A 26,516-nucleotide genomic window follows, 5' to 3' on the forward strand; every position below is an offset into this window, starting at 1 on the left:
CGATCAGGAATAAACCTCACCGGTGCGGCGGCCCCAATTTGCGAGGATCGCCATGGCAATGAAATTTCCCTTCACGGAAGTCACGCTCGGCAAAAAAGCTGGACGCCGGGACGGGCCTTTCTGTCTATTGCCTCACTTGCCGGCGGTCGGCGGTGCTGGACGTTGCCGCACTGGTGAAACGGCTCGGGCCAGACCATAAATGCCTGCTTTACGTACCAGTTGATGGGATCGCCTACAGTTGTTCGATGGCGCAAGAGTGATCGCGTAGGCGTTGAATTCGAGGGCACCGAGCCAAAGCCGAAGTTCCATTACGGTTGAATGCCGGCTCCGGCCTTCCTGTCTCTAGTGGCAGAAATGTCACGCAATCTGAATATGCAGCGCTTCAACTAGGGCGCGCTTATGATCCGTCTTACCGAGGCGTACCGTCTTGGCTGCGAGGGATGCGGGGACCACTGGAGCGCTCGCTGCGGCAACGCAGCGGGCGCTTCGGATGGGAGCTATGGCGATTTGCACCAGAGCAGGGTTAGCATCCGGCTTTCCGGGCCTTCTGTCAGCCCACTCTCCGGCTGGACCGCCAGCGCGCGGTCTCGATGTCGTCGCGGGAAATCCCCATGTCGCTGAGCATGTCGTCCGGTGAGTCGCTCAGATCGTCAGTTGCCTTCAATAGCGCCCTCTGATCGGCTCGGCGACCAAACCAATCGACAACGGGACCAGCTACGACAAGAGGAAGGTTCATAAGCATAGGAAGGTTCATAAGCATCAAGGCACTCCCTTCACCGCTGCACAAGCTAGGCCGATGCGCCACGAGCGTATGTGACAAGACTCACAGACCCGTTAGTGCCTGCTAATTCAAGAACGTGCCGAGAACATCACGGCCATTCCGTGTTCCATGGAGTGAGCGGGAATGTTTTGCAATGCACGGAAAAACAAGGACTTAGGTGAGAGCGTGCTGCAAATGAGATGTAACACGGTCCGGAGACCATGTTTTCATAGTTCTGCTTGGATATTTCGTTGGCTGGGGAACCTGGATTCGAACCAGGACTAACGGAGTCAGAGTCCGCTGGTCTACCGTTAACCTATTCCCCAGCAGGCGCGGTTGGTGCCGCGCGAAGCGGGCGGCTCAAGCGCCGCGAGCGCTGCCTTGTAGCCGCCATCCGAAAATAGTCAACCCCGCGCCGCAGTTCAACCGCAGCCTTTTTCTCATTCGATCGCGGGCCGCATGGGGACGCTCAGCCTTCGCCGCGGCTGTATTGCGAATGCTCGAAGAACAGCACCACGCCGAGCCCGATCAGCAGCGGGATGATCAGGTAGAACAGGCGGAACACCAGGAGTGCGGCGAGCACGCCGACCGGATCCATGTGCGACAGTCCGGCCAGGAAGACCACCTCGAAGACGCCGAGGGCGCCCGGCGCATGCGACAGCAACCCGACCGAAAAGGATATCATGAAGACGCCGAGCACGACGAAATAGCCGGGATTGCCGGCCGCCGGCAAGGCAAAGTAGATGATGGCCGCCGCCGCGAGCAGCTCGACCGGGCCGATCAGCAATTGCCGCGCCACGATCGGCAGTGCCGGGTAATGCAGCTGGAAGCTGCCGACCTTGAGCGGGCTCAGATGCAGCCAGCTGCAGAACACATAGACCGCAACCAGGATCAGCATGGCGAGGCCGGCGGCTGTTGCCAGCTCGTGGTGCGGGGTCGTGGTAAAACGGTCGACGATCTGCGGCTCCAGCACCAGCACGAGGCCCCCGACAAGCAGGCTGGAGAGCACGAAGGTGATCCAGCAGATCGCCACCAGAACGCCGACATCCTGACCGGTCAGCCCCCTGGTGCCATAGGCGCGGTAGCGGATCACCGCGCCCGACAGCACCGAGCCGCCGATATTGTGCGACAGCGCATAGGTGGTGAAGGAGCAGAGCGTGACGAACAGCCACGAAACTTTCTTGCCGATATGGAGCAGCGCAATGTGGTCGTAGCCGGCGAGGGAGGCATAGGCGACGACCGAGCTCAGCGCCGCCAGCACCCAGGCGCGCGGGGGGATGGCGACGATACCGGCCCAGACGTCGTCGAGTGAGATGCCGCGCAACTCATGGATGAGCAGCCAGAGCGAGAACACCACGGCCGCTATGCCGATGACCGGCCAGAAATAGCGCGTCCAGTTCATGGCGTCGTCGTCATGCGATTAAGCTCATTGCTATGATGTCGCCCAAACCCGTTCCAAGTCTCATTGAGACATGCCTGATTGAAGCCGGCTATTCAACCGGCATGAGGTGGCCCCTGCGTGACGGCGCCAAAAATCGGGCCATGCGCTCTTGGTGATTGCAAAGCGCGCTGCTAGTCTGTTCTCAACTTGAACAAATCGAGGTGCCTGCTGCGTCCTTGCTGGTTCGCGCGGCGCCGAAAGGAATTGAAGTGGAAGACCACGATACCGGCGCGGGCGCGTCGGCAGTGGGCGTGTCCGGGGCATCGCCGGCGGTACCGGCGGGCCCGCCCGCGGGGCGTTTCAGCCGCCATGCGGGCGCGCACGCAACAAGACATGCCGACAATCAAGGCGAGAACCCGAAAGGCAAAACGCGCAAGCGCCGCAAGCGCAGGCGAGGCCGCAAGGTTTTCGCACGTGATGAGAACGGCGGAATACCCTCGCCGGGGCCCGTCGCCGCTCCCGCCAGCCTTGCGCCTGAACCCGCGCCGATCGTCCCCCAGCCGCGACCGTCGCCTCCAAATGGCGCGCGCCCGCCGCATCAGGAACTGCCGGTATTCGCAGCGCTCGATCTCGGCACCAACAATTGCCGGCTGCTGGTCGCGGTGCCCGCCCGCCACGGCCAGTTCCGCGTCATCGATGCGTTCTCGCGCATTGTCAGGCTGGGCGAGGGGCTTTCGGCCAGCGGCCGGCTCGGCCAGGCGGCCATGGACCGTGCCGTCGAGGCGTTGAAGGTCTGCGGAGACAAGCTGCGCAACCGCAAGATCAGGAAGGCGAGGCTGATCGCCACCGAGGCCTGCCGCTCGGCCGAAAACGGCGTCGAGTTCCTCGAACGGGTCGAGCGCGAGGCCGGTCTGAAGCTGGAGATCATCGATCGCCAGACCGAGGCCCGGCTGGCCGTCTCCGGCTGCGGCTCGCTGGTCGAGCGCGAAACGCGCGGCGTGGTGCTGTTCGACATCGGCGGCGGCTCGTCCGAGATCGCGTTGATCGACCTCACGCGCGGTCAGCGCTCGCCGCAGCTTGCCAACCACATCGTCTCCTGGACGTCGCTGCCCGTGGGTGTCGTCTCGCTCGCCGAACGTTTCGGCGGCCGCACGGTGACGCGCGAGACCTTCGCCGCCATGGTCGATGACGTTGCGGTGCGGCTCAAGGCCTTCGACGGGCGCAACCGGCTCGCGCATGTGCTCGCCAGTCCGAATTTCCATCTGCTCGGCACCTCCGGCACGGTGACGACGCTGGCCGGCGTCCATCTCGACCTCGAGCGCTACGATCGCCGCCGCGTCGACGGGTTGTGGATGGACCGTCAGAGCGTCGACCGCATGGTGGAAAAACTGATCGGCTGGGATTTCCAGCAGCGCGTCGCCAATCCCTGCATCGGCGCCGACCGCGCCGACCTGGTGCTTGCCGGCTGCGCCATCCTGGAGGCGATCCGCGGCGTATGGCCGTCGGAGCGGCTGCGGGTCGCCGACCGCGGCCTGCGCGAAGGCATCTTGAGCGAACTGATGGCCGATGACGGCGTCTGGCGTCATGACGGGCGTGGCCGGTGATGAGCAGGAAGCCAGAGAAGCCGGGCTCGGCCGGCATGCGCGTGCTGAAGACCCGGATCAAGAAGAAGAGCGGCCTGAAGGAATCCTCGCGCCGCTGGCTCGAGCGGCACATGAACGACCCCTATGTGCAGCGCTCCAAGGCCGATGGTTACCGTTCGCGCGCCGCCTACAAGCTCACCGAGATCGACGACAAGCATCATCTTTTGAAACCCGGCATGAAGGTGATCGACCTCGGCGCCGCGCCCGGCGGCTGGTGCCAGGTGGCGGCGGCCCGCACCAAATCGAGCGCGGAAAACCCGCATGTCGTCGGCATCGACTATCTTGAGATGGACGCCGTGCCGGGCGCCGTCATCCTGCAGATGGATTTCCTCGATCATGACGCGCCGCAAAAGCTGTCAGACGCGCTCGGCGGTCAGCCCGATGTCGTCCTGTCGGACATGGCGGCCCCCACCACCGGGCACCGCCGGACCGATCATCTGCGCACCATGCATTTGTGCGAAGTGGCGGCGGATTTCGCCCTGCAGGTTTTGAAGCCCGGCGGCCATTTCCTCGCCAAGACCTTTCAGGGCGGGGCCGAGAACGAGCTGCTCTCGCGACTCAAGCAGAATTTCCGCTCGGTTCATCATGTGAAGCCGCCGGCCTCGCGCGACGAGTCGGTGGAGCTTTATCTGCTGGCGAAGGAGTTCAAGGGGTAGCGCCTAACCTTCTCCCCTTGTCAGGAGAGAAGGGAAAGGTGGCGCTCATTTCCCCGCGGTCCCCACCGCCTCCAGCGTCTTCGGCGTCGTCAATTTGCCATGTCCCGACACCGCATTGCCGGCGTCCGGCGCCAGCCGCATGAAGGTTAGCGATGCCGCCGCCGAAACCGCCGCGACGATGAAGAAGGCGATGTGGAAATCGCCAAGCGTCAGCGGGCCGCCATGGATCGAGGTCGACACTTCGAGGATGCCGCCGGCCAGCGCCACGCCAAGCGCGATCGACAGCTGCTGGAACACGGCAACGATCGGCGTCGCCTTGCTGGTGTCGGCGGTCGATACTTCGGCGTAGGACAGCGCGTTGACGCCGGTGAAGAACATCGAGCGGATGAAGCCGCCGACCAAAAGGATCGCGAGCATCAGCGCATAGGGGGTTGCGGGGGTGAAAAGGCCGTAGATGGCAATCGAGCCGGCGGCGATCAGCGATCCCCAGATCAGCACCCGCCGGAACCCGGCGAGCCTGAAGAGCAGCGCGGTGACGAACTTCATGCCGATGGCGCCGACCGCGGAGACGAAGGTGATCATACCGGACTGGAACGGCGTCAGCCCGAAGCCGATCTGGAACATCAGCGGCAGCAGGAAAGGCACCGCGCCGATGCCGATGCGGAACAGCGAGCCGCCGAGCACGGAGGAGCGGAACACCTGGTTTCTGAAGAGCTCCAGCGCCAACAGCGGGTTCCTGGCGCGCCGAGCATGCAGCAGATAAAGCACGCCCGAAACCAGGCCGACGGCAACGGTAATCAAGCCGGCGATCGGCGGCAAAGCGGGGAGGCTGACCACCGAGAGGCCGAACACGATGCCGGACGCCGCGAGGCCGCTGAGCACGAAGCCCGGGAAGTCGAGCGGCGGCGTTTTGGCGGGGTCGGTTTCCGGCAAATAGCGGGTGGCAAGCCAGATGCCCAAAAGCCCGATCGGCACGTTGATCAAAAAGATCCAGTGCCAAGTGAAATAGGTGGTGATGAAGCCGCCGATCGGCGGGCCGACCAACGGCCCGACCAGCGCCGGCACCGTCAGCCATGACATCGCCGCGACGAGCTCGCTCTTTGGCGTCGCGCGCACCAGCACCAGGCGCCCGACCGGCGTCATCATGGCGCCGCCCATGCCTTGCAGGAAACGCGACACCACGAAGGCCGGCAGCGAATTGGAGAAGGCGCAGGCGACCGAGCCGGCAATGAAGACGGCGATCGCGGCGCGAAACACGTTCTTGGCCCCGAACCGGTCCGCCATCCAGCCGCTAATCGGAATGAAGATTGCCAGCGACACGAGATAGGCCGTCAGCGCCAGCTTCAGCGCGATCGGGCTGGTGTGGATGTCGATGGCGATTGCCGGCAGCGAGGTCGCGATCACGGTCGAATCCATGTTCTCCATGAAAAGTGCGACCGCCAGGATGAGCGGGATGATGCGGTTCAAGGGGACGCCCTGATTTGACTTCGCGATTCCGGGCCTGGCTTTGGGGGCGAGCCGGCACGCTGGGGCGGTACCACCAATTGGCCCGGATGTCGCATTAATTTGCTGTCACTTTTGTGCGACCGCAACCCTCGCTGGGAATCATCGCGCGCGCCGCTTGATAAACAGAGCCTCTGGGTTATTGTAGTGAAAATAACTACAGGTTATGCAGCCATGGACGAAACCGTTTCGGCAGCCGATGCCAATCGCAGGTTCTCCCACATCCTGCGTGATGTACGCGAGGGCCACAGCTACGTCGTGACCACCCATGGGCGGCCGGTGGCGCGGATCGTGCCTGCGCAGAAGCGCGAGGGCGTGGCCTCCCGCTCGCACGCAGCATTGCTGTCGCGCCTCGAACGGCAGCCGATCCTCAATGCCGGACACTGGACCCGCGATGAACTTTATGAGGACGATCGGTGAAGGTCGCCATCGACCCCAACGTCCTGGCCTATGCTGAGGGCGTTAACAACGCAGAGAAGCGCGACGTCGTTATCGAACTGCTACGCAACGTTCCACGAGAGGCCGCAGTCATTCCGGTCCAGGTGCTGGGCGAACTGTTCAATGTTCTCGTCCGCAAGGCCGGAAGACATTCCCAGGAAGCTCGGGATAAGCTGCTTAGCTGGAGCGACGCCTTCGCGGTTGCCGGAACGACGCCGGAAGTGATGATGAAGGCTGTCGATCTTGCGGCAGACCATCGTTTCGGCATCTGGGATGCTGTCATTCTTTCGACTGCTTCGCAAACGGGTTGCCGGCTACTCCTGTCGGAAGATCTGCAGGATGGCTTTACCTGGGGCGGTGTAACAGTCGTCAATCCTTTTGCATCGCCGCGGCACGCTCTGCTGGATGCTCTCCTAGGTGCGGAATAGGAACCTGAAGCGTCTCGCAACGATCGGCTTTTCATCGCCTGCGGGACGTGTTACCAGCCAGCGCCAATCCTGAAAGGGAAGATGAGAGTCGGCGCTGGCCATTTCGGCCCAGCGCCTTTTCCGCATTCAAAAAGGACTGGCCATGGCAAAAATCATCGAGACGTCCACCGGCGCATTGGCGCTGACCTTCGACGACGTGCTGTTGCAGCCCGGCCATTCCGAGGTCATGCCCGGCGAGACCGATATCCGCACCCGCATCGCCACCGACATCGACCTCAACGTGCCGATCCTCTCGGCCGCCATGGACACGGTCACCGAAGCGAGGCTGGCGATCGCCATGGCGCAAGCCGGCGGCATCGGCGTCATCCACCGCAATTTTTCTCCGGCCGAGCAGGCCGAGCAGGTCAGGCAGGTGAAGAAGTTCGAATCCGGCATGGTGGTCAATCCTGTTACCATCGGCCCCGACGCCACGCTCGCCGACGCCCTGGCACTGATGCGCGCTCATGGCATTTCCGGCATTCCGGTAGTCGAGAACGGCGGCACCGGCGGTCATACGGTCGGCCGGCTGGTCGGGATCCTCACCAACCGCGACGTGCGCTTCGCCTCCGATCCGTCGCAGAAGGTCTACGAATTGATGACCCGTGAGAACCTGATCACGGTGAAAGAGAATGTCGACCAGGACGAGGCCAAGCGCCTGTTGCACAAGCATCGCATCGAGAAGCTGGTGGTGGTCGACCGCAAGGGCAATTGCGTCGGCCTGATCACCGTCAAGGATATCGAGAAGTCGCAGCTCAACCCGCACGCCACCAAGGACGCTCAGGGGCGGCTGCGCGCAGCGGCCGCCACCAGCGTCGGCGACGACGGCTTCGAGCGCGCCGAGCGCCTGATCGATGCCGGCGTCGACCTTTTGGTCATCGACACCGCGCACGGCCATTCGCAGCGCGTGCTGGACGCGGTGACGCGGGCGAAGAAGCTCTCCAATTCGGTGCGCATCCTGGCCGGCAACGTGGCCACCGCCGAGGGCACGCAGGCGCTGATCGATGCCGGCGCCGACGCCGTCAAGGTCGGTATCGGCCCCGGCTCGATCTGCACCACCCGCATCGTCGCCGGCGTCGGCGTGCCGCAGCTCTCGGCGATCATGTCGGCGGTTGAGACGGCTGAGAAGTCGGGCGTGAGCGTCATCGCCGATGGCGGCATCAAATATTCGGGCGATCTCGCCAAGGCGCTCGCTGCCGGCGCAAGTGCCGCCATGATCGGCTCGCTGCTTGCCGGCACCGACGAGAGCCCGGGCGAGGTCTATCTGCACCAGGGCCGCTCCTTCAAGGCTTATCGCGGCATGGGTTCGGTCGGCGCCATGGCGCGTGGCTCGGCCGATCGCTACTTCCAGGCCGAGGTGCGCGACACCTTGAAACTGGTTCCGGAGGGCATCGAAGGCCAGGTTCCCTACAAAGGACCTGTGGCTGGCGTGCTGCACCAGCTTGCGGGCGGCCTGAAAGCCGCTATGGGTTATGTCGGTGGGCGCGATCTTGCCGAGTTCCGCGAACGCGCCACCTTTGTGCGCATATCAAACGCCGGACTTCGTGAAAGCCACGCCCATGACGTCACGATCACCCGCGAAAGCCCGAACTATCCGGGCGGACTTTGATCAGGCGGACGAGCGGCCGGATCGCTTGGGGCTATGGCGCAACCTGATCGTCACGGTGTTGCGCCTGTCGCGTCACGCGGCGGCGCTCTCGATTGGGTCCGCGGCGATCTTCATCGCCATGACGGCGCTCGAGTTCTTTTATTTCCGCCACCTGAGCGGCGGGCTTCCTTCGCTCGACATGCGTGTTACCGGCTTCACGCCGGATGAGGGCATGGCATGGCTGACGGCGCTCGGCCGGCGCGGCAGCGAGATCATCATCGTTTGGCATTATCTGACGTTTGATCTGCTCTTCCCGGCGCTGCTGTCGCTCACCTTGCTCAGCCTGATCCTGGCCTTCGGCAGGCGGCTGAGCACTTTCCGCTCCATGCCCGCGCAATTGAAGGCGCTGTCGGCACTGGTCCTGGTGTTGCCCTATACGATCGCCGACTACGCGCAGAACTTCGCCGTGGCGCGGCTTTTGTCGGATTTCCAGTCGGCCAATCCCGACTCGCTGGCCTTCGCCTCGTCGCTGACCGTGACAAAGTTCACGCTTCTGGCGATCCCCTTCGCGGTCGTTGCGGTCCTGGCGCTTGCCGGGCAGCGGCGGCGTTAAACGGTAGGGGCAAGATGAACCAGACCGCCATCTTCTGGCCGATGCTGGCGCAGGTGCTGCTGGTCTACATCGTCTATCTGGTGATGCTGAAGCGGCGTTATCTTGCCGTGAAGTCCGGCGAGGCCAAGATCAGCCAGTACAAGGTCCGCTCGACCGAGCCGGCCTCAAGCGTTACCGTCGCCAACAACCTCATCAACCAGTTCGAGCTGCCGGTCCTCTTTCACGTGCTATGCTTGGCGCTGTTCGTTACCAATGGCGTGAATTACCTGACGCTGACGCTGATGTGGCTCTTCGTCGTCACGCGCTATGTGCACGCCTGGGTGCATCTCAGCAGAAACTATCTGCTGCACCGCAGCCGCGCCTTCTTCCTCGGCGCGGGCATCCTTCTCGTCGCCTGGATCTGGTTCGCGCTGCACCTGCTTGGGGCGGTGTAGATTGATGCATGTCGCCCAGAAGCGTGCGCGGTTCTGGGACAACGACACGCCATGAAATTCAAGTATTTGAAGCGGTTGCCGGAATCCGTTTCGGCGCGACGCGCTTTAAAGGTCGAACACCGCTATCCTGCGCTTGTCGAACTTGATGCCGATCTCGCCGCGCACCAGTCTAAGCGCCTGTTCGCCAAACACGGCACGCCGCCAGCCTTGCAGCGCCGGCACGTCGGCGGCATCACCCTCGGCGGCGATGCGGTCGATGTCGTCGCTCGAGGCGAGCACCTTGGAGGCGACGCCTTCCTTCTCGGCGACGATCCTGAGCAGCACCTTGAGCAGTTCCGCCGCCGCGCTCGAGCCCTCCGGCGGCTGGAACGTCTTCGGCAGTTTGGGCATCGCTTCCTTCGGAAGGGAAAGGGCGGTGTTGACGGCGCTGAGCAGCGCGGTTGCCGTCGCCGAACGCTCCCAGCCCTTCGGCGTCGTCCGCAGCCGCCCCAATGCAGTCGCGTCGCGCGGCGCCTGTTGCGCGATTTCGTAGATCGCATCGTCCTTGAGCACGCGGCCGCGCGGCACGTCGCGCTCGCGCGCCTCGCGTTCGCGCCATGCCGCCACCGCCTGCACGATCGCCAGCTCCTGCGGCTTGCGCAGCCGCATCTTCAGCCGCTTCCAGGCATCCTCCGGATGCGGATCGTAGGTCTGGCGCGAGGTGAGGACGTCCATCTCCTCGTTGAGCCAGTGGGCGCGGTCCTCGCGCCTCAGCTCGGCGCTGAGGTGCTCATATACCTTGATCAGGTGGGTGACGTCGGCGAGCGCGTATTCGAGTTGCTTGTCGGAGAGCGGCCGGTGCCGCCAGTCGGTGAAGCGCGAGGATTTGTCGAGCCGCGCGCCGGTGATGCGCTGCACCAGCTGATCGTAGGAGACGCTGTCGCCGAAGCCGCAGACCATGGCCGCCACCTGCGTGTCGAACACCGGATGCGGCACCAGATCGCCCAGATGAACGATGATTTCGATGTCCTGGCGTGCGGCGTGAAAAACCTTGACCACCGCTTCGTTGGCCATCAGCCGGAAGAAGGATTTGAGGTCGATGTCGGGCGAAAGCGGATCGATCAGCGCCGTCACGCCCGGCGCGGCCATCTGGATGAGGCAGAGGATCGGCCAGAAGGTCGTTTCGCGGATGAATTCGGTATCGACGGTTACGAATTCGGACTTTTCGAACGCCGCGATGACGCTCTCGAGTTCTTTCTGGGTGGTGATGACGTGCATCAATTCGCTTTTGGCATCATATCAGGCCTCTTTTCAATTTCAGCCGCAAGCGCTTTCGTCAAGCCGCAGCTAGAGCAATTCCAGGAAAAGTGACGAACGGTTTTCCGTCCGGAATTGCGTAAAAACAAAGAGATAGAGCGGTTCGGCGCTTCCGCGAAACGCTGAAACGCTCTAGTCCTGCTTGTCGGAATCGCCGCCCCGCCGCGCCAGTCGCGCGAACAGCGTCGACGTGCGCAAAAGCGCGGTGAAGCGGCTGCGGCTGCCGGCCGGCACACCCGACCGCACCTGCATGCGGTAGAGGATTACGATGATGAGAACGGCATAGACGACGGCGTTGAAAACGAACAGCGCGCTCGGCCCGAAATGTTGCATCACCGCCGAGGCCGCAATCGGACCGCCGATCGCGCCGAAGGAGTAGAACAGCATCAACGCCGCGTTGATCAGCACGAATTCGCCTTTGCCGGCGCGGTCGTTGGCATGCGCTGCCGATAGTGAATAGAGCGGCATGGCGAAGCTGCCGAAGATGAAAACGATGATGAAGTTGAGGAACGGGTCGGCGCGCGCCACGAAGGCCAGCGCCAGCGCGGCAAGCATGGCGCAGCACGTCGTCGCCAACAGCACCGAGCGCCGGTCTCGGCGGTCGGAGAGATAGCCAAGCGGATATTGGATGAGGGCGCCTCCAAAAATGCCGACGCTGACGAAGGTCACGACATCGGCAACCGACATGCCGATCTCCTCGGCATAGACCGGCGACAGCGTGCGAAAGGCGCTGTTTGTGAGGCCGACGGCGATGCAGCCGATCGAGCCGAGCGGCGAGATCCGCCAGACGCGCGGCAGGTCGAGCTTGACGTCTTCCGGAGGCGCCGGGTTCGAGCGGTCCCCGAGCGAGACCGGCACCAGCGAAAAGGTGATCATCATCGACATGACGGCGAAGATGGCGAAGCCGCCGGCGCCGAAGATCGGAATCAGGAATTGCGCGCCGGTAACCGAGCCGATGTCGACCATGCGATATATGGCGAGCACCCGGGCGCGGTCCTTGTTGCCGACGCCGGAATTCAGCCAGGCTTCCATGACGGTGAACAGGCCGGCGAAGCAGAAGCCGCCGGCAAAGCGCACCGCGCACCACATGACGGGGTCGATGACGAGCACCAGAAGCAGCGTGCCGACCGAGGCGATCGCGGCCAGCGCGGCAAAAGTCCGGACGTGGCCGACCGCCTTCAGGATACGCGTGACGGCCAGGCAGCCGAGCAGGAAACCGGCGAAATAGAACGTGCCCATCAGGCCGATATCGGAAGCGGAAAAGCCTTCCTGCGCGCCGCGCAGGGCAATCAGCGTGCCCTGCAGCCCGTTGCCGCCAAGCAGGATGCCTGCGGCAATCAGGAGCGGAATAAGCGGGCGGATGGACGACATTAAAGAGAGGCAATCACGGATCTGTGACCTCTTCTTGGACCATAGATCCTGTCAACGCCAGCGGCAAATGCAACTTCACATCCTTGCACCCGGCCGAGGAGATGGGCTGCCAATCGGGGTAGGGGTGTCCTAAGCCTTGCCGGCCCGTATTTCTATCTCCAGCTCGACCGTAGCAGGTGTCTCGCCCGGAAACGCATGGATGTGCTCCGCGGCCGGCCTCCGGCCAAGTGAACCTACCGTCAGCAGGCTGAGCGCGATAAAGGGGATGCCGGTGCCATAGGCGGAGCGGATGCCCCAATGGTCCGATACGAAGCCGAGCAGCGGCGGGCCGAGCAGGAAAGCGATGAAGGAAATCTGCGAGAGCGCCGCGACGTTGATCGCCGCCGGGCGATCCGTCCGTTGCGCGGCGGCGGAGATCGCCAGCGGGAAGAGGGCGCTGATGCCGATGCCCAACAGGGCAAAGCCAAGCATCGAAACGGCCGGCAGCGGCGAGAAGAAGACGATGAGCACGCCGGCCGCCATCGCTGCCAAGAGCACGCGCGCGACCCCGCTTGGCGAGTGGCGGTCGACGAAGGAGTCGGCGAAAAAGCGTGTGGTTGCCTGCGAGAAGGCAAACAGCGCCACCGTCAATCCGGCGACGAAGGGGCCGGAGTCGAAGACGGTGCGCATGTAGATCGCCGACCAGTCGATGCTGGCGCCTTCGAGGAGCATCGCCGAAAGCGTCACGGCGACCAGGACCAGGATCGGCAATGTCGGCCGCGCGAACATCGGCGCCTTGTCGCCGGAGTTGGCGAAGCGGGCGGGCGCCGGCTCGAAGCCGCCGAGAAACAGAGCCGTTGCAATGGTCACCATCGGCACCACCAGCGCCAGATGCAACTGCGGCGACAGGCCGAGATGCGCCATGGCGCCGCCGAACAGCCCGGCGCCGAAGAAGCCCGCGCTCCAGAAGGAGTGCGCCCGGTTCATGATTCGGCGCTTGAGCAGGAACTCCGTCCGGTCGGCCTCGACATTGAGGATGATCTCGACGCTGCCGATCATCAGACCGACCGGCAGCAGCATCAGGAACAGCCCAAGCGGCCCCGGCGCGTGCACCGCGACCGAATAGGCGAGCGCCAGAAGCGGGACGAGCCAGAGCAGCGCGCGCCGAAAGCCGACACGCTCAAGGACGGGCGTCGCCAGCGTCAATGCGGTCAAAGTGCCGATCGGCGTCCCGATTAGGCTGAGCCCCAGCGTGCCGTCCTCGATCGCCATGGCGTGCTTGATGTCCGGCAAGCGCGGAAAAATGTTGCCCATCGCGAAGGAGTAGATCGCGAAACCGGCATAGACGCGATGCTGAGGGGCGAGTTTCAAGCCAAAGGTCATTGCGACTTTCCATCGGGGAAGGGCGGACGGCACTGCGCACTTTCTTGCATGAACACGCAAAACATGCAAGAACATGCACAAAGAAATAGGATCGTGCATGCTCACCGAGGAACGGTATCAATTTATTCGCGACCGGCTGGCAGCGGAAGGCAAGGTCCTGGCTGGCGAGCTCGCCAGCCGCTTCGGCGTTTCGGAAGACACGGTTCGCCGCGATCTGCGGGAACTGGCCAAGGCCGGGCAGTTGCGTCGCGTGTATGGCGGTGCGGTAGCGCCGGCGCCTTTCGCAGCGGCAACGATCAGCGAGCGCGCTCGCCACGCCCCTGAGGAGAAGCTACGCCTTGCGAAGGCCGCAGTCGGTATGCTGAGATCCGGACAGGCCCTGTTCATTGACGGCGGTACGACCAACGAAGCGATCGCCAGGGCCATCCCGCGCGATATCGAGCTGACGGTCGCTACCAATTCGCTGGGCGTCGCATCGGCACTCGCCGATCTGCCCCTGGTCGAGCTGATTGTGCTGGGCGGCCGGTATGTCCGCGACCTCGGCACCTGCGTAGGCGGCGATACGCTGGCCGCCGTGGCGCAGCTTGGCGCCGATATGTTCTTCCTTGGCTCCTGCGGCCTCGATGCCTCGCGTGGCGTCACCGCCTTCGATTCGGCGGAAGCGGAGGTCAAGCGCGCCATGGCCAGGAATAGCGCCGGCATCGTGATCGCCGTCACCAACGACAAGCTCGCCACCGCGGCGCCTTATCGCGTCGCCGCGCCCGAGGCGATAAGCCATCTGGTGGTGGACAAGACGGCGCCTCCAGCCATCCTTGCCGATTTCGAGCGCCTGGGTGCCGAAATCCACTTTGCCTGACCTGGGGCACCGCGCCTGCGTGTGACCGCTTGCCTTGACAAAGGCGGCCTCTCATGCGCTTTTCGCGCCAATTTTCGAGCCGGGCTTTCGCCCGCAATTCCGGACTCCACCAATGACAATGCATCGTTACCGCAGCCACACCTGTGCCCAATTGAGAAAGACCGACGTCGGCAATTCGGTCCGCCTGTCCGGCTGGGTGCATCGCGTGCGCGACCATGGCGGGCTGCTGTTCATCGATCTGCGCGACCATTACGGCCTGACCCAGATCGTCGCCGATCCGGACTCGCCGGCCTTCAAGGTCGCCGAGACGGTGCGCGGCGAATGGGTGATCCGCGTCGACGGCGAGGTCAAGGCGCGCCTGCCGGAGACCGTCAACGCCAATTTGCCGACTGGCGGGATCGAGATTTTCGCGCGCGAGATCGAAGTGCTGTCGGCGGCCAAGGAACTGCCGCTGCCGGTGTTCGGCGAGCCTGAATACCCCGAGGACATCCGCCTGAAATACCGCTTCCTCGACCTGCGCCGCGAGACGCTGCACAGGAACATCGTTGCGCGCACCAAGATCATCGCCGAGATGCGCAAGCGCATGGACGAGGTTGGTTTCACCGAGTTCTCGACGCCGATCCTGACCGCGTCGTCGCCCGAAGGCGCGCGCGACTTCCTGGTGCCCTCGCGCATCCATCCCGGCACCTTCTATGCCCTGCCGCAGGCGCCGCAGCAGTATAAGCAGCTGATCATGGTCTCCGGCTTCGACCGCTACTTCCAGATCGCGCCCTGCTTCCGTGACGAGGATCCGCGCGCCGACCGCCTGCCCGGCGAGTTCTATCAGCTCGACCTCGAGATGAGCTTCGTCGAGCAGGATGACGTGCTCTCCACCATGGAGCCGGTGCTTCGCGGCGTCTTCGAGACCTTTGCCGCCGGCAAGCCGGTGACTCAGCAATTCCGCCGCATTCCCTTCGACGAGGCGATGCGGACCTACGGCACCGACAAGCCGGACCTGCGCAACCCGATCGAGATGCAGGCGGTCTCGGATCATTTCCGCGATTCCGGCTTCAAGGTCTTCGCCAACATCCTGGCCAACGATCCGAAGGCCGAAGTCTGGGCTATCCCCGCCAAGACCGGCGGCAGCCGCGCCTTCTGCGATCGCATGAACTCCTGGGCGCAGGGCGAGGGCCAGCCAGGCCTCGGATACATCTTCTGGCGCAAGGAGGGCGACAAGCTCGAAGGCGCCGGACCGATCGCCAAGAACATCGGTGAGGAACGCACCGAGGCGGTGCGCCAGCAGCTTGGCCTTGCCGATGGCGACGCCGCCTTCTTCGTTGCCGGCGACCCGAAGAAGTTCGTTTCCTTCGCGGGCGCCGCGCGCACCCGCGCCGGCGAGGAATTGAACCTCGTCGACCGCGATCGCTTCGAGCTCTGCTGGATCGTCGACTTCCCGTTCTTCGAATGGAACGAGGACGAGAAGAAGATCGACTTCGCCCACAATCCGTTCTCCATGCCGCAAGGCGGCATCGACGCGCTCGGCGGTCAGGAGCCGCTGGGCATCAAGGCGTTCCAATACGACATGGTCTGCAACGGTTTCGAGATCGCTTCCGGCGGCATCCGCAATCACCTGCCGGAGACCATGGTCAAGGCCTTCGAGATGGTCGGCCTCGATCGCCAGACGGTCGAGGAGCGCTTCGGCGGCCTCTACCGCGCCTTCCAGTACGGCGCGCCGCCGCATGGCGGCATGGCGGCCGGCATCGACCGCATCGTCATGCTTTTGGTCGGCGCCAAGAACCTGCGCGAGGTCACCATGTTCCCGATGAACCAGCAGGCCTACGACCTGCTGATGAACGCGCCTTCGGAGGCAACCCCGCAGCAGCTTCGGGAGCTGTCGCTGCGCGTCGCCGTGGCGAAGAAGGACTGACGAGAGGACTCTTCCTGAATCGATGGTAGCTCCGGGAGCGATTGGCGGCTGGCGATCGCTCCCAGAGCCATTTTCTCAAGGATTGGGTCAGAGCGTGTGGGCAACCGCCCGGATTTCAACCAATTGCTGCGGGAATGCCAAACCCGAGACCCCGAGGAGGGTCACGGCGGGCCGGTGTGGTCCGACATACTCTTGTAAAGAGCGACGAACGCCTTCGTCGAGGAGATCAGGCCCTGATCTTACGAAAACGGCGATCCGGATCATCCGAACCGCCGTTCGACAATGCTGGCAGGTGCGAAGCGCCCCGATCAGTCCTCGTTCGCCTTGACCTTCACGCCCAGCGTCTTCGGCAGGTCGAGCGGGTTGGACATGGCGCCGGCCATGATCAGCGCGAACGGCACCGACGCCGGCGGTTCGGCCGAGATCTCTAGGCTCTTGGGGTCGTCGAGGAACTTGTTGACCGCGGCCGACACCTCGGCCGTCAGTTCGGGATTGTTGAGCTGCGCCATGCCGAACGGCACGATCGCCTTGGCCTGGTTGGCGACGTCCTTGCCGGACATGCCCTGCTGCTTGCCGACATAGTCGAGCACCTTGCCGGTCAGCGAATCGTCGTCGAAGCGCACCGAGGCGCCGTTGAAGGACAGCTGCTGCAAGAGGCCGAGCATGGCCATGCCCTGCGCGGAATTGTCGGCACCCTCCGGCTGTGCGGCGAACTTCTTTTGCATCTCCTGCATCGACTTGATGAAGTCGAGGGTGTAGCCGCCGAGATTGAAGGTCATGCCGAGCGTGCCGGCATTCTCGACCGAGATGTCGTATTTCGAGAGCTCCATCTTGCCGTCGCTGGGCTGCCAGGTGCCGGCCATCGAGACCGTACCGGAGATGTTCTGGTAGCCGAGCGCTTGGATCGCCTCCTTCGACTTCGGGTCCTCGACCAGTGTCAGGTCGGCGTTGAACTTTTCCGTGTTGGCGGTGAAATCCATCGCCTTGCCGTCGGCCGGCGGGGTGATCTGGACGGCCAGCCCGTCCATCGAGAAGGCCGTCTTGTCGCCGACCTTGACCGTCATGTTGGAGAGCTCGGCCGACTTGTACATCATCAGCGAGCCGAGTGGGTCGGTGCTGCCTTCGGCCGGCACCTTCATGCCGTGAATGACAACGGGGCTGAGGTTGAGCGTCACGCCGTCCTGGCTGCGCTCGAATGCCGAGCTCGAGACGGTCGCGATCTCGAAGCCGCCATTGGCCTCGGTGATGCCCTCCAGCTTCACGTCGCCGATCGGCAGGGCTTGCTTTTCAGCTGCCGGCTTGATGGACACGCCCTGCAGCACCGCGTTCGAATCGTCGCCGGAGACGCCGGTCCAGGAAATGTCGACGCCCTGGGCGGCAAGGGCCGCCTTGACGCGCTCGGCCACCGCCGGATCGGCGGCGAAGGCGGTGTTGAGCGGCAGGGTCAGCAGAAAGGTTGAAAAAACCAGTTTCTTGAGCATTGAGCGTTGAATTGTCATGGCGAGTTCCCTGTCCTGAAAAGTGTTTTTGAATTCTACTCCATCACCATTCCGCGACGAACGGGTCGGGAACAAGGCGTTTCCCGGCACATTTGTCGAAAACGGCGATGAAAAGCAAACCCGGCCGGCACGCTTTGCATGATGCGGTGAATTTGTCATGAAGACCGCGGCTCTCCTGCGCCGGCGCGTTGCCTGCCCAGATAGAGGGCGCATGTAACAGATTGATGTTGGCCGGTTAGCCCGCTTGCTGCCGAGGCCGGTTGCAGAATGGGCAAACTGGAATGCTCGCCTTGCCGGTTCCGTGAAATCCTTCACGTCGCCATTTGCGACGAATCCGCCGACTGCCAACCCGGCGCTTGCCGCGAATCACCCGCTCGGCTAGTCCAAATCCATGGGCAAAAGGCATTTGCCGCCTGAAGACAATGGCGGCGGCGACAACATCGAACCGGTCGATCTGAAGGAAGCGCTCGAGAAGCGCTATCTCGCCTATGCGCTGTCCACCATCATGCATCGGGCGCTGCCGGATGTGCGCGACGGACTGAAGCCGGTCCATCGCCGCATCATGCATGCCATGCGGCTCTTGCGGCTCAACCCGGATCAGGGCTTCGCCAAATGCGCCCGCATCGTCGGCGAGGTGATGGGTAAGTTCCATCCGCATGGCGACCAGTCGATCTACGACGCGCTGGTGCGCCTCGCGCAGGAATTCTCGATGCGCTACCCGCTGGTCGACGGGCAGGGCAATTTCGGCAATATCGACGGCGATAACGCCGCCGCCATGCGCTACACCGAGGCGCGCATGACGGAGGTGGCGACCGAGCTGCTTGCCGGCATCACCGAGGACGCCGTCGACTTCCGGCCGACCTATAATGAGGAGGACGAGGAACCCTCCGTTCTTCCCGGCGCCTTCCCGAACCTGCTCGCCAACGGCTCGTCCGGCATTGCGGTCGGCATGGCGACCTCGATCCCGCCGCACAACGCCGCCGAGCTTTGCGACGCGGCACTTCATCTGATCGAGCATCCGGACGCGCCGGTGGCGAAGCTGATGGATTTCGTCCAAGGGCCGGATTTCCCGACCGGCGGCATCATCGTCGACAGCCGCGCCTCGATCCTCGAAGCCTATGAGAGCGGCCGCGGCGGTTTCCGCGTACGCTCCAGATGGAGCCAGGAGGACCAGGGCAGGGGCACCTGGAGCATCGTCGTCACCGAAATCCCCTATGGCGTCCAGAAGGCCAGGCTGATCGAGAAGATCGCCGAACTGCTAATGGCGCGCAAGCTGCCGCTGCTCGAGGACGTCCGCGACGAAAGCGCTGAGGATATCCGTATCGTGCTGGTGCCGAAGAGCCGCAGCGTCGATCCAGGCATCCTGATGGAATCGCTGTTCAAGCTGACCGAGCTCGAAAGCCGCTTCCCGCTCAACATGAACGTGCTGTCGCGCGGCAAGGTGCCGAACGTCCTGTCGCTGAAGGGCGTGCTGAGGGAATGGCTCGATCACCGCCGCGACGTGCTGATCCGCCGCTCGAGACACCGGCTGGGCGAGATCGAGAAGCGGCTGGAAATCCTGGCCGGCTATCTGATCGCCTATTTGAACATCGACGAGGTGATCAGGATCATCCGCGAGGAGGACGAGCCCAAGCAGGTGATGATGGCCCGCTGGTCGCTCACCGACAATCAGGCCGAAGCCATCCTCAACATGCGGCTGCGCGCCCTGCGCAAGCTCGAAGAGATCGAAATCCGCAAGGAGTTCGACGGCCTTACCGAGGAGAAGAAGCAGATCGAGGCATTGCTTGCCTCCGACGTCAAGCAATGGGCGACGATCAAGTGGGAAGTCGCTGAGGTTCGTAAGAAGTTCGGTCCGGAGACCGAGCTCGGCAAACGCCGCACCCAGTTCGCCGACGCGCCCGAGCATGACCTCACCGATATCGCGCACGCCATGATCGAGCGCGAGCCTGTCACCGTCGTGGTTTCGGAAAAGGGCTGGCTCCGCGCGATGAAGGGTCACCTGACCGACTATTCGCAGCTTGCCTTCAAGGAAGGCGACAGCCTGAAGCTCGCCTTCCACGCGCAGACGACCGACAAGATCCTGGTCTTCACCACCGGCGGCAAGTTTTACACCATCGGCGCCGACCGGCTGCCGGGCGGGCGCGGCCATGGCGAGCCGATCCGCATCATCGTGGACATGGAGAACGACCAGGACATTGTCACCGCCTTCGTCCACGACCCGAAGCGCAGGCTGCTTCTGGTCTCTTACGACGCCAACGGCTTCGTCGTCTCCGAGGACGAGGTGATCGCCAACACCCGCAAGGGCAAGCAGGTGATGAACGTCAAGGCGCCGGACGAGGCCAAACGCTGCATTCCGGTTGCCGGCGACCATCTCGCGATCGTCGGCGAGAATCGCAAGATGCTGATTTTCCCGCTGTCCGAAATCCCGGAGATGGCGCGCGGCAAGGGTGTGCGCTTGCAGAAATACAAGGACGGCGGCGTGCTGGACCTTAAGACCTTCACGATTGCAGCGGGGCTGACCTGGCAGGATTCGGCCGACCGCACCTTCACCAAATCGCGCGAGGAATTGGCCGAGTGGATCGGCGCCCGTGCAGCCGCCGGTCGCATGGTGCCGAAGGGTTTCCCGAGGACGGGCAAGTTCGGGTAGCGGAGCTCCCCCTTCTCCCCGTGTGGGAGAAGGTGTCGCCGAAGGCGACGGATGAGCGTGTTCCAAGGAACGCAGAGGTCTCGCTCCGCTGGAACATCCCTTATCCGTCTCGGCGCTACGTGCCGATCCACCTTCTCCCACATGGGAGGAGGCTAGGCGCAAACATTTGGACTATCGTCACGATTGCTGCACTATGATGGTGCATAAGCAACCATCGGAGCTGGCAGGGGAGAACCGCAGGGTTGAAGCGGGCTGAGATCCAGAAACCAGGGCAGCGCCTGTTCGGTCTGTCGGCGCCGCTGAGGGCAGCCGTCATCCCGCCGCTGTCGGCGGCGCGCTGGCTCCTGGTGCTGATCGTCGCCGCCGGCGTCTATTTTTTTCACGGCTTCCTGTTCCCGGTGCTGGCGGCGCTCGTCATCGCCTTCGCCAGCTGGCCGCTCTACCGCCGGCTGCTCGCCGGGGTCGGCGGCAATCGCACCATCGCCGCGACCCTCGCGATCCTGTTCATCCTGACCTTCCTGGTGGTGCCGATAGCGCTCGCCGGCACTTACGCCATCAACGAGCTTCGCGAGTGGGTGGTGTGGGCGATCGAGACCAACCGCAACGGGTCCGCCACGCCGCAATGGATCGCCACCATGCCGGTCGTCGGCGAATGGCTGAACCAGCAGTGGACGGCCAATCTCGGCCATCCCGGCGGCATCGGCGAATTGATCCAGATGGTCAGCGGCTCCAACATCGGCACCATCTATCGCGGCGCGCTGGCCGCCGGCGGCAGCGCCTTCGGGCTGCTGCTCACGCTGCTTTTCATGCTGATCGCGCTGTTCTTTGCCTATCGCGACGGCGAGGGCTTCGCGGCGCAAGTTGATCGCCTCGGCGAGCGCATCCTGCCGACGCGCTGGGAGCGCATCTCGCGCGTCGTGCCGGCTACCATTTCATCGACCGTCACCGGCATGACCGTCATCGCCATCGGCGAGGGCGTGGTGCTGGGCGTCGCCTATTGGCTGGCCGGCGTGCCGTCGCCGGTCACGCTCGGGGCGCTTACCGGCATCATGGCGCTGATCCCGGGCGGCGCGCCGCTCTCCTTCACGCTGGTGTCGATCTACCTCGCGGCCAGCGGCAAGTTGTTTGCGGGCCTCGCGCTGTTCGTCTGGGGCGCGGTCGAGCTTTTCATCGTCGACAAGACGCTGCGCCCGAAGCTGGTCGGCGGGCCGATCAAGCTGCCTTTCCTGCCGACCTTCTTCGGCCTGATCGGCGGCGTCAAGACGATGGGCTTCCTCGGCCTCTTCATAGGCCCTGTACTGATGGCGCTGCTCGTCGCCATCTGGCGCGAATGGCTGCGCGAGGTCGAGCTGATGGATGAGCTTCCACCTGCCGCTGAAGAAGGGAACGGGCCGCCACGGATCGAGACGGCGCCTGAGACCAGGAAAATTCAGGCCGGGTAGGCGACGGCGAGCGCCGCGCGGCGCCTGCGGCCTTCGTGCAATTGCCAGAGCGAGTGCGCTACCAGCGCCACGATCAGGATCGCGCCGCCGATCAGGCTGTTTCGTGTCGGAGCCTCGGCAAAGACCAGCCAGACCCAGACGGGCGCGAGCACCGTCTCCAGAACGTAGAACATCGCCACCTCCGGCCCTGAAATATATTTCGGGCCGGCGGCGAGACAGAAGAACGAGATCGGCATGATCACCGCGCCGTTGAAGATGATCCACCACGGCGCGTTGACGTGCAGCCCTTCACCCGAGACCATGAATGCGGCGAGCGCCAGCGGAAAGACGACGCCGATCAGCGCGGTGAAGCCCATGTCCTTGCCGCTGGCGCGCGAGATGGTGATGGCGAGTGCGACGAAGAAAGCCGAGCAGAGCGCCATGAAGTCGCCGAACAGTTTTCCGGTGCCGACCGAACCGCCGACAATGATCAGCACGCCGACGATCATCGCCAGCATTGCGATCACGGTGCTCAGCCGCGGTCGTTCTCTGAGGAACAGCCAGGAGAGCAGCGCCGCGAAGACGGTGTTGAAGGCCAGGATGAAGACGAGGTCGGCGGTCGAGGTATGATAGACGGCGGTGACGAAAGTGATGGAAGTCAGGCCGTAACAGATCGCCGCCGCCAGGCCCGACCAGCCGGGGATGAGCTTCGGCACGTTGCCGCGCACCGCGCGCCAGACGACCCAAATCAACAGGGTGGCGACAAGCGTTGTCCCGGTCCGCAGCGCCATGATGGTCCACGGGCTGCCATCCGCGAGCCGGATCAGGGGAATGTCGAAGGTGAGCACCAGGCCGCCGATAGCGGTGATCAGCAGGCCTTTCCGATGGTCGTGGTGGGAAGACATGATAGGTCTCGCAATGATTTGCAGGCGGTGGCTGGCTCGATGGCGCACTCTTCCAGCGAGTGGCGGAAACACCAGCTTCCTGCCCCTTGAAACAGTTTAAGAACGGGCTTTGGAAAAACGTCAGCGACTGACCGCTTCGTGGTCGTAGCGTTCCCAGCCTTTCGGGCCGAGATGCTCCTGCGGCATGAATCGCATCTTATAGCTCATCTTGCGCGAGCCGTTGACCCAGTAGCCGAGATAGACGTGGGGCAGTCCCATCGCCTTGGCGCGGGCGATGTGATCGAGGATCATGAAGGTGCCGAGCGAGCGGTCCTCGAAATCGGGATTGAAGTAGGAATAGACCATCGACAAGCCGTCGGCCATCTTGTCGGTCAGCGCCACCGCGATCAATTCACCCTGGCCCTTGCCGGTGATGAAGGTGTCGGGGCCGCGGCGCCGGTATTCGATGATCTTGGTGTCGACATGCGTGTCCTCGACCATCATCGCATAGTCGAGCACTGTCATGTCGGACATCCCGCCGCGGCGATGGCGCGCGTCGAGATAGGCGCGAAACAGCGAATATTGCTCGGTAGAAGGCTGCGCGTCGTGCATGGCGCCGATGAGGTCGGCATTGCGCTGGGTGACGCGGCGCATGTTGCGGCTGGCGGTGAACTCCTGCGCCAGGATGCGCACCGACACGCAGGCGCGGCAGGATTCGCACGCCGGTCGGTAGGCGATGTTCTGGGAACGCCTGAAGCCGCCTTGAGTGAGCAGATCGTTCATCTCGGGCGCCTTGTCGCCGACAAGGTGTGTGAACACCTTGCGCTCGAACTGGCCCTCCAGATAGGGGCACGGGGACGGCGCGGTCAGGAAGAACTGCGGCGACTGGGTCGGATGCTGCGTCATCGATTCTTGGACACGCTCCTGCGAATCGCCCTACCTTTGGCCCGGCCGGCGAAAAATTCAACAGGATTGTGCTGTCGCGGCCGGCCCAAGCTGTTCATAATCTAGCACAACCGGCGCGGCGAGGGCGGCCGCACATATCGTCAGCTATCGGTGCGGGTGACGACGGTGCCGAGAAGCAGGTCGTGCAGCGTGCGCTTGCGATCGGAAAACAGCGTGACCAGCAGCACCAGCGGCGTCAGGATGACGTTGCCGGCCCAGAACAGCACCGAATGCACGACGGCGGTCAGGCCGTCGACGCGCGTGCCGTCGAGCCTCTCAAGCCGGATGCCCATGATCTTCATGCCGGTTGTGGCCTGGTCGCGGCTGCCCAGCGTGTTCCAGACATAGAGGATGGCAACCGCCGGAAGCAGGACGGAGAACAGCGCCCAGCCCAGGCCGAAGGTCAAAAGCCCGAGTAGGGCGACCAATATGGCGAAGGGGATGGTGAGCAGCGCCACGAAGAAATAGTCGAGGATGAAGGCGAAGACGCGCCTGGTGCGCACGCCGCGGTAGGCGCGTGTATCCTCGAGCCTTGTGGTGATAATCTCGCCGTCCAGCACGCGCGTGTTCATGTGTCATGCCCTCGCAACAGACCAGAAATCAATCTCGGCCATTCGCCACTGAAATGGTGAAAGCCGGTGGCGGAATCAAGATGGACTGCTCGTGACGCCCGCGCGGCAGGCTGTGGCGAGCGGCACTGCGGCGATTGAATTCATGGCGCGGATCGCGTTAGCCTGCTGCGGCGCAAAAAGACGCCGAGGGGATGTGGAATATGGACTACGACATGTTGGTCATCGGCAGCGGCCCCTCCGGGCGCCGCGCCGCGGTGCAGTCGGCCAAGCTCGGCAAGTCGGTTTTGGTCGTCGATAGGGGCCGGCGTCTCGGCGGCGTCTCCGTGCACACCGGCACCATTCCATCCAAGACGCTGCGCGAAACCGTGCTCAATCTCTCCGGCTGGCGCGAGCGCGGCTTCTACGGGCGCGGCTATCGGGTCAAGCAGGATATTTCGGTCAGCGACCTCGTCGAGCGCCTGCGCAAGACGCTCGATCACGAAGTCGAGGTGCTACAGCATCAGTTCATGCGCAACGCGGTCAAAAGCGCGCGGGCCACGGCCAAGTTCATCGGCGCCAACAAGGTCAGCCTGACCACCGACAATGGCGACTACAGCGAGATCGGTTTCGCCAATGCGCTGATCGCCGTCGGCACCAGGCCGCACCGCCCGCGCGACGTGCCGTTCGACAAGACGCGCGTCTTCGACAGCGACGAGATGCTGGAACTCGACCGGTTGCCGCGCACGCTGACCGTCATCGGCGCCGGCGTCATCGGCGTCGAATACGCGACCATCTTTTCGGCGCTCGACGTGCCGGTGACCCTGGTCGAGCCGCGCAACACCATCCTCGATTTCGTCGATCGCGAAATCGTCGACGACTTCATCCATCAGATGCGCGACCGCGGCATGACCATTCGCCTCGGCAGCACGGTGAAGGAAATCGCCTCCAAGCCCGATCATGCCGAAGTGACGCTTGCCGATGGCCGTACCATTCGCTCCGAAATCGTGCTTTACGCTGCCGGCCGCAGCGGCAATCTTGGCAGCCTCGGGCTCGACGTGGTCGGCATCGAGGCCGACAGCCGCGGCCGCATCAAGGTCGATCCCCAGACATTTCAGACCAGCGCGCCCAATATCTATGCCACCGGCGACGTCATCGGGTTTCCGAGTCTGGCCTCGACCTCGATGGAGCAGGGCAGGGTGGCTGCCTGCCATGCCTTCGGCGTGGCGCTGCCACCGCCGCCGGAAACCTTCCCTTACGGGATCTACGCCGTGCCGGAAATCTCCACCGTCGGCCAATCGGAGGAGCAGGTGCGCGAGAGCGGGATCGCCTATGAGGTCGGCGTGGCGCGCTTCCGGGAAACCTCGCGCGGCCACATCATGGGCGTCAACTCAGGTTTCCTGAAGCTCCTGTTCTCGGTCGACACGCGCCGCCTGCTCGGCGCCCATATCGTCGGCGAGGGCGCGACCGAGCTCATCCATATCGGCCAGGCGGTGATCAATCTCGGCGGCACGGTCGACTTCTTCGTCAACAACACCTTCAACTATCCGACGCTGGCCGAAGCCTACAAGATCGCCGGGCTGGATGCCTGGAACCGGATGGGGCAGGGCTAGCCTCGGCAGCAGCGTCTATCTCTCGTCAGGCGGCCGGCGTCGAGGTCGCGGCAAGCCACTGCCGGGCGATCGCGGCATCCGCGGCGCCGAACTCGTGGCCGGAGGCGACGATGCGCGCATCGACCTCGGCACGGCGCTGGCTGAAGAGCGTCACCAAGGCTGGCGCGAACGGGCCGTAGGTCTGGTCGGCCGCGCCGGCGATGATCAGCACTCGCGTTGCGGCAAGGTCGGTCGCCGGCGCATCGTCGAGCACCGGCATGGCCCTGAGCAGCGCCGCCTGCCTGACGAGGCCCGGGTGAAGCAGCATCAGCGTGGAAACCAGATTGGCGCCGTTTGAGTAACCCAGGAAGGTCGCGCGAGTGAGATCAAGCTCGTGGTGCCGTGCGGCTTCCACCGCGAATTGGGCGAAAGCGGCCGTCTCCGCGCGGATGCTCGACTGCTCGAAGCTGGTCGGCGTGATTCGCTCGAACCAGCGAAAACCGTCCTCCTGGCGGATGCGGCCGCGTGCTGCGACAACCACCGCGCGCGGCGCGATCCGCCTCGCCAGCGGCAAAAGTGTCGCTTCGTCCACACCCGATCCATGCAGCACGAAAAGGCATTCGCCGCTCGCATTTTCCGGTCTGATCAGACGATAGGAAAAGGGCAGATCACGCTGCAGCTCGCTGTTTTTGCTGTCATGTTCGGACAT

The 26,516-nt window shown here is 63.8% G+C and carries 22 protein-coding genes, 1 tRNA gene and 1 pseudogene; 13 read left to right on the plus strand and 11 right to left on the minus strand.

Annotation, left to right across the window (positions count from 1 at the left end):
- Nucleotides 1–203: 203 nt before the first annotated feature.
- Nucleotides 204–318, plus strand: a pseudogene (locus CK221_RS30790) (PilZ domain-containing protein); the annotation flags it as partial.
- Nucleotides 319–1,012: 694 nt separating this feature from the next.
- Here the strand turns inward: CK221_RS30790 and CK221_RS17420 are convergent.
- Together CK221_RS17420 and CK221_RS17425 are read right to left on the minus strand one after the other, a co-directional pair.
- A tRNA-Gln gene (locus CK221_RS17420) sits at nt 1,013–1,086 on the minus strand.
- 143 nt (nt 1,087–1,229) lie between these two features.
- Nucleotides 1,230–2,162: a YbhN family protein gene (locus CK221_RS17425; RefSeq protein WP_095778611.1), complete on the minus strand. Its 933-nt coding sequence runs from the start codon at nt 2,160–2,162 to the stop codon at nt 1,230–1,232.
- 248 nt (nt 2,163–2,410) lie between these two features.
- Between CK221_RS17425 and CK221_RS17430 the strand changes: the two genes are divergently transcribed.
- Nucleotides 2,411–3,745: a Ppx/GppA phosphatase family protein gene (locus CK221_RS17430; RefSeq protein ID WP_095778612.1), complete on the plus strand. Its 1,335-nt coding sequence runs from the start codon at nt 2,411–2,413 to the stop codon at nt 3,743–3,745.
- Nucleotides 3,745–4,440, plus strand: coding sequence for an RlmE family RNA methyltransferase (locus CK221_RS17435; protein ID WP_095778613.1), 696 nt, complete (start codon nt 3,745–3,747; stop codon nt 4,438–4,440). The genes CK221_RS17430 and CK221_RS17435 overlap by 1 nt, the downstream gene beginning before the upstream one ends.
- Nucleotides 4,441–4,485: 45 nt before the next feature.
- Here the strand turns inward: CK221_RS17435 and CK221_RS17440 are convergent, their stop codons facing one another.
- Nucleotides 4,486–5,907: an MFS transporter gene (locus tag CK221_RS17440; RefSeq protein ID WP_095778614.1), complete on the minus strand. Its 1,422-nt coding sequence runs from the start codon at nt 5,905–5,907 to the stop codon at nt 4,486–4,488.
- A gap of 210 nt (nt 5,908–6,117) precedes the next feature.
- Here CK221_RS17440 and CK221_RS17445 point away from each other — a divergent pair, with 210 nt between their 5' ends.
- The 5 genes from CK221_RS17445 to CK221_RS17465 all read left to right on the plus strand — a co-directional run bounded on the left by CK221_RS17445 (nt 6,118) and on the right by CK221_RS17465 (nt 9,480).
- Nucleotides 6,118–6,363 carry a type II toxin-antitoxin system prevent-host-death family antitoxin gene (locus CK221_RS17445; RefSeq protein WP_095778615.1) on the plus strand — a complete coding sequence of 82 codons (246 nt, stop codon included), beginning with the start codon at nt 6,118–6,120 and terminating at the stop codon, nt 6,361–6,363.
- Nucleotides 6,360–6,809 (plus strand): PIN domain-containing protein, encoded by a 450-nt coding sequence (locus CK221_RS17450; protein WP_095778616.1) that lies wholly within the window; start codon nt 6,360–6,362, stop codon nt 6,807–6,809. The genes CK221_RS17445 and CK221_RS17450 overlap by 4 nt, the downstream gene beginning before the upstream one ends.
- A gap of 142 nt (nt 6,810–6,951) precedes the next feature.
- Entirely contained in the window at nt 6,952–8,454 is a 1,503-nt protein-coding gene (gene guaB, locus CK221_RS17455) for an IMP dehydrogenase (protein ID WP_067000642.1), read from the plus strand.
- A gap of 43 nt (nt 8,455–8,497) precedes the next feature.
- Nucleotides 8,498–9,046 (plus strand): hypothetical protein, encoded by a 549-nt coding sequence (locus CK221_RS17460; protein WP_245322393.1) that lies wholly within the window; start codon nt 8,498–8,500, stop codon nt 9,044–9,046.
- A gap of 14 nt (nt 9,047–9,060) precedes the next feature.
- A complete protein-coding gene (locus CK221_RS17465; RefSeq protein WP_095778618.1) occupies nt 9,061–9,480 on the plus strand; it encodes an MAPEG family protein in 420 nt (139 codons plus the stop codon).
- 105 nt (nt 9,481–9,585) lie between these two features.
- On the opposite strand, the gene rnd is transcribed toward CK221_RS17465, so the two are convergent.
- The 3 genes from rnd to CK221_RS17480 all read right to left on the minus strand — a co-directional run bounded on the left by rnd (nt 9,586) and on the right by CK221_RS17480 (nt 13,509).
- The gene (gene rnd, locus CK221_RS17470; protein ID WP_095778619.1) at nt 9,586–10,737 is read right to left on the minus strand and encodes a ribonuclease D; all 1,152 of its coding nucleotides are present in this window, start codon (nt 10,735–10,737) and stop codon (nt 9,586–9,588) included.
- A 171-nt stretch (nt 10,738–10,908) separates the two neighbouring features.
- Nucleotides 10,909–12,147 (minus strand): MFS transporter, encoded by a 1,239-nt coding sequence (locus CK221_RS17475; RefSeq protein WP_067329973.1) that lies wholly within the window; start codon nt 12,145–12,147, stop codon nt 10,909–10,911.
- Nucleotides 12,148–12,276: 129 nt separating this feature from the next.
- A complete protein-coding gene (locus CK221_RS17480) occupies nt 12,277–13,509 on the minus strand; it encodes an MFS transporter (protein ID WP_095778620.1) in 1,233 nt (410 codons plus the stop codon).
- A gap of 97 nt (nt 13,510–13,606) precedes the next feature.
- Here CK221_RS17480 and CK221_RS17485 point away from each other — a divergent pair, with 97 nt between their 5' ends.
- Nucleotides 13,607–14,365, plus strand: a complete 759-nt coding sequence (locus CK221_RS17485; protein ID WP_095778621.1) for a DeoR/GlpR family DNA-binding transcription regulator — start codon at nt 13,607–13,609, stop codon at nt 14,363–14,365.
- A 118-nt stretch (nt 14,366–14,483) separates the two neighbouring features.
- A complete protein-coding gene (gene aspS, locus CK221_RS17490; protein ID WP_067000662.1) occupies nt 14,484–16,271 on the plus strand; it encodes an aspartate--tRNA ligase in 1,788 nt (595 codons plus the stop codon).
- 308 nt (nt 16,272–16,579) lie between these two features.
- On the opposite strand, the gene CK221_RS17500 is transcribed toward aspS, so the two are convergent.
- A complete protein-coding gene (locus CK221_RS17500; protein ID WP_095778622.1) occupies nt 16,580–17,770 on the minus strand; it encodes a hypothetical protein in 1,191 nt (396 codons plus the stop codon).
- Nucleotides 17,771–18,161: 391 nt separating this feature from the next.
- Between CK221_RS17500 and parC the strand changes: the two genes are divergently transcribed.
- Together parC and CK221_RS17510 are read left to right on the plus strand one after the other, a co-directional pair.
- The gene (parC, locus tag CK221_RS17505) at nt 18,162–20,417 is read left to right on the plus strand and encodes a DNA topoisomerase IV subunit A (protein WP_095778623.1); all 2,256 of its coding nucleotides are present in this window, start codon (nt 18,162–18,164) and stop codon (nt 20,415–20,417) included.
- Nucleotides 20,418–20,659: 242 nt separating this feature from the next.
- Nucleotides 20,660–21,859 carry an AI-2E family transporter gene (locus tag CK221_RS17510; RefSeq protein WP_067000672.1) on the plus strand — a complete coding sequence of 400 codons (1,200 nt, stop codon included), beginning with the start codon at nt 20,660–20,662 and terminating at the stop codon, nt 21,857–21,859.
- Here CK221_RS17510 and CK221_RS17515 read toward each other — a convergent pair.
- From CK221_RS17515 to CK221_RS17525, 3 genes are all read right to left on the minus strand, one after another.
- Nucleotides 21,847–22,743 (minus strand): DMT family transporter, encoded by an 897-nt coding sequence (locus CK221_RS17515; protein ID WP_095778624.1) that lies wholly within the window; start codon nt 22,741–22,743, stop codon nt 21,847–21,849. The genes CK221_RS17510 and CK221_RS17515 overlap by 13 nt on opposite strands.
- Nucleotides 22,744–22,863: 120 nt before the next feature.
- Complete coding sequence (locus CK221_RS17520; protein ID WP_067000678.1) at nt 22,864–23,628, minus strand: arginyltransferase; 765 nt, start codon at nt 23,626–23,628, stop codon at nt 22,864–22,866.
- Nucleotides 23,629–23,768: 140 nt separating this feature from the next.
- Nucleotides 23,769–24,239: an RDD family protein gene (locus tag CK221_RS17525; RefSeq protein ID WP_095778625.1), complete on the minus strand. Its 471-nt coding sequence runs from the start codon at nt 24,237–24,239 to the stop codon at nt 23,769–23,771.
- A 200-nt stretch (nt 24,240–24,439) separates the two neighbouring features.
- On the opposite strand from CK221_RS17525, the gene sthA reads away from it, so the two are divergent.
- Entirely contained in the window at nt 24,440–25,828 is a 1,389-nt protein-coding gene (sthA, locus tag CK221_RS17530; RefSeq protein ID WP_067000999.1) for a Si-specific NAD(P)(+) transhydrogenase, read from the plus strand.
- 25 nt (nt 25,829–25,853) lie between these two features.
- Here the strand turns inward: sthA and CK221_RS17535 are convergent, their stop codons facing one another.
- Nucleotides 25,854–26,516, minus strand: coding sequence for an alpha/beta hydrolase (locus CK221_RS17535; RefSeq protein WP_095778626.1), 663 nt, complete (start codon nt 26,514–26,516; stop codon nt 25,854–25,856).

Source organism: Mesorhizobium sp. WSM3868 (assembly GCF_002294785.1).
In the GTDB taxonomy this organism is placed as follows: domain Bacteria; phylum Pseudomonadota; class Alphaproteobacteria; order Rhizobiales; family Rhizobiaceae; genus Mesorhizobium.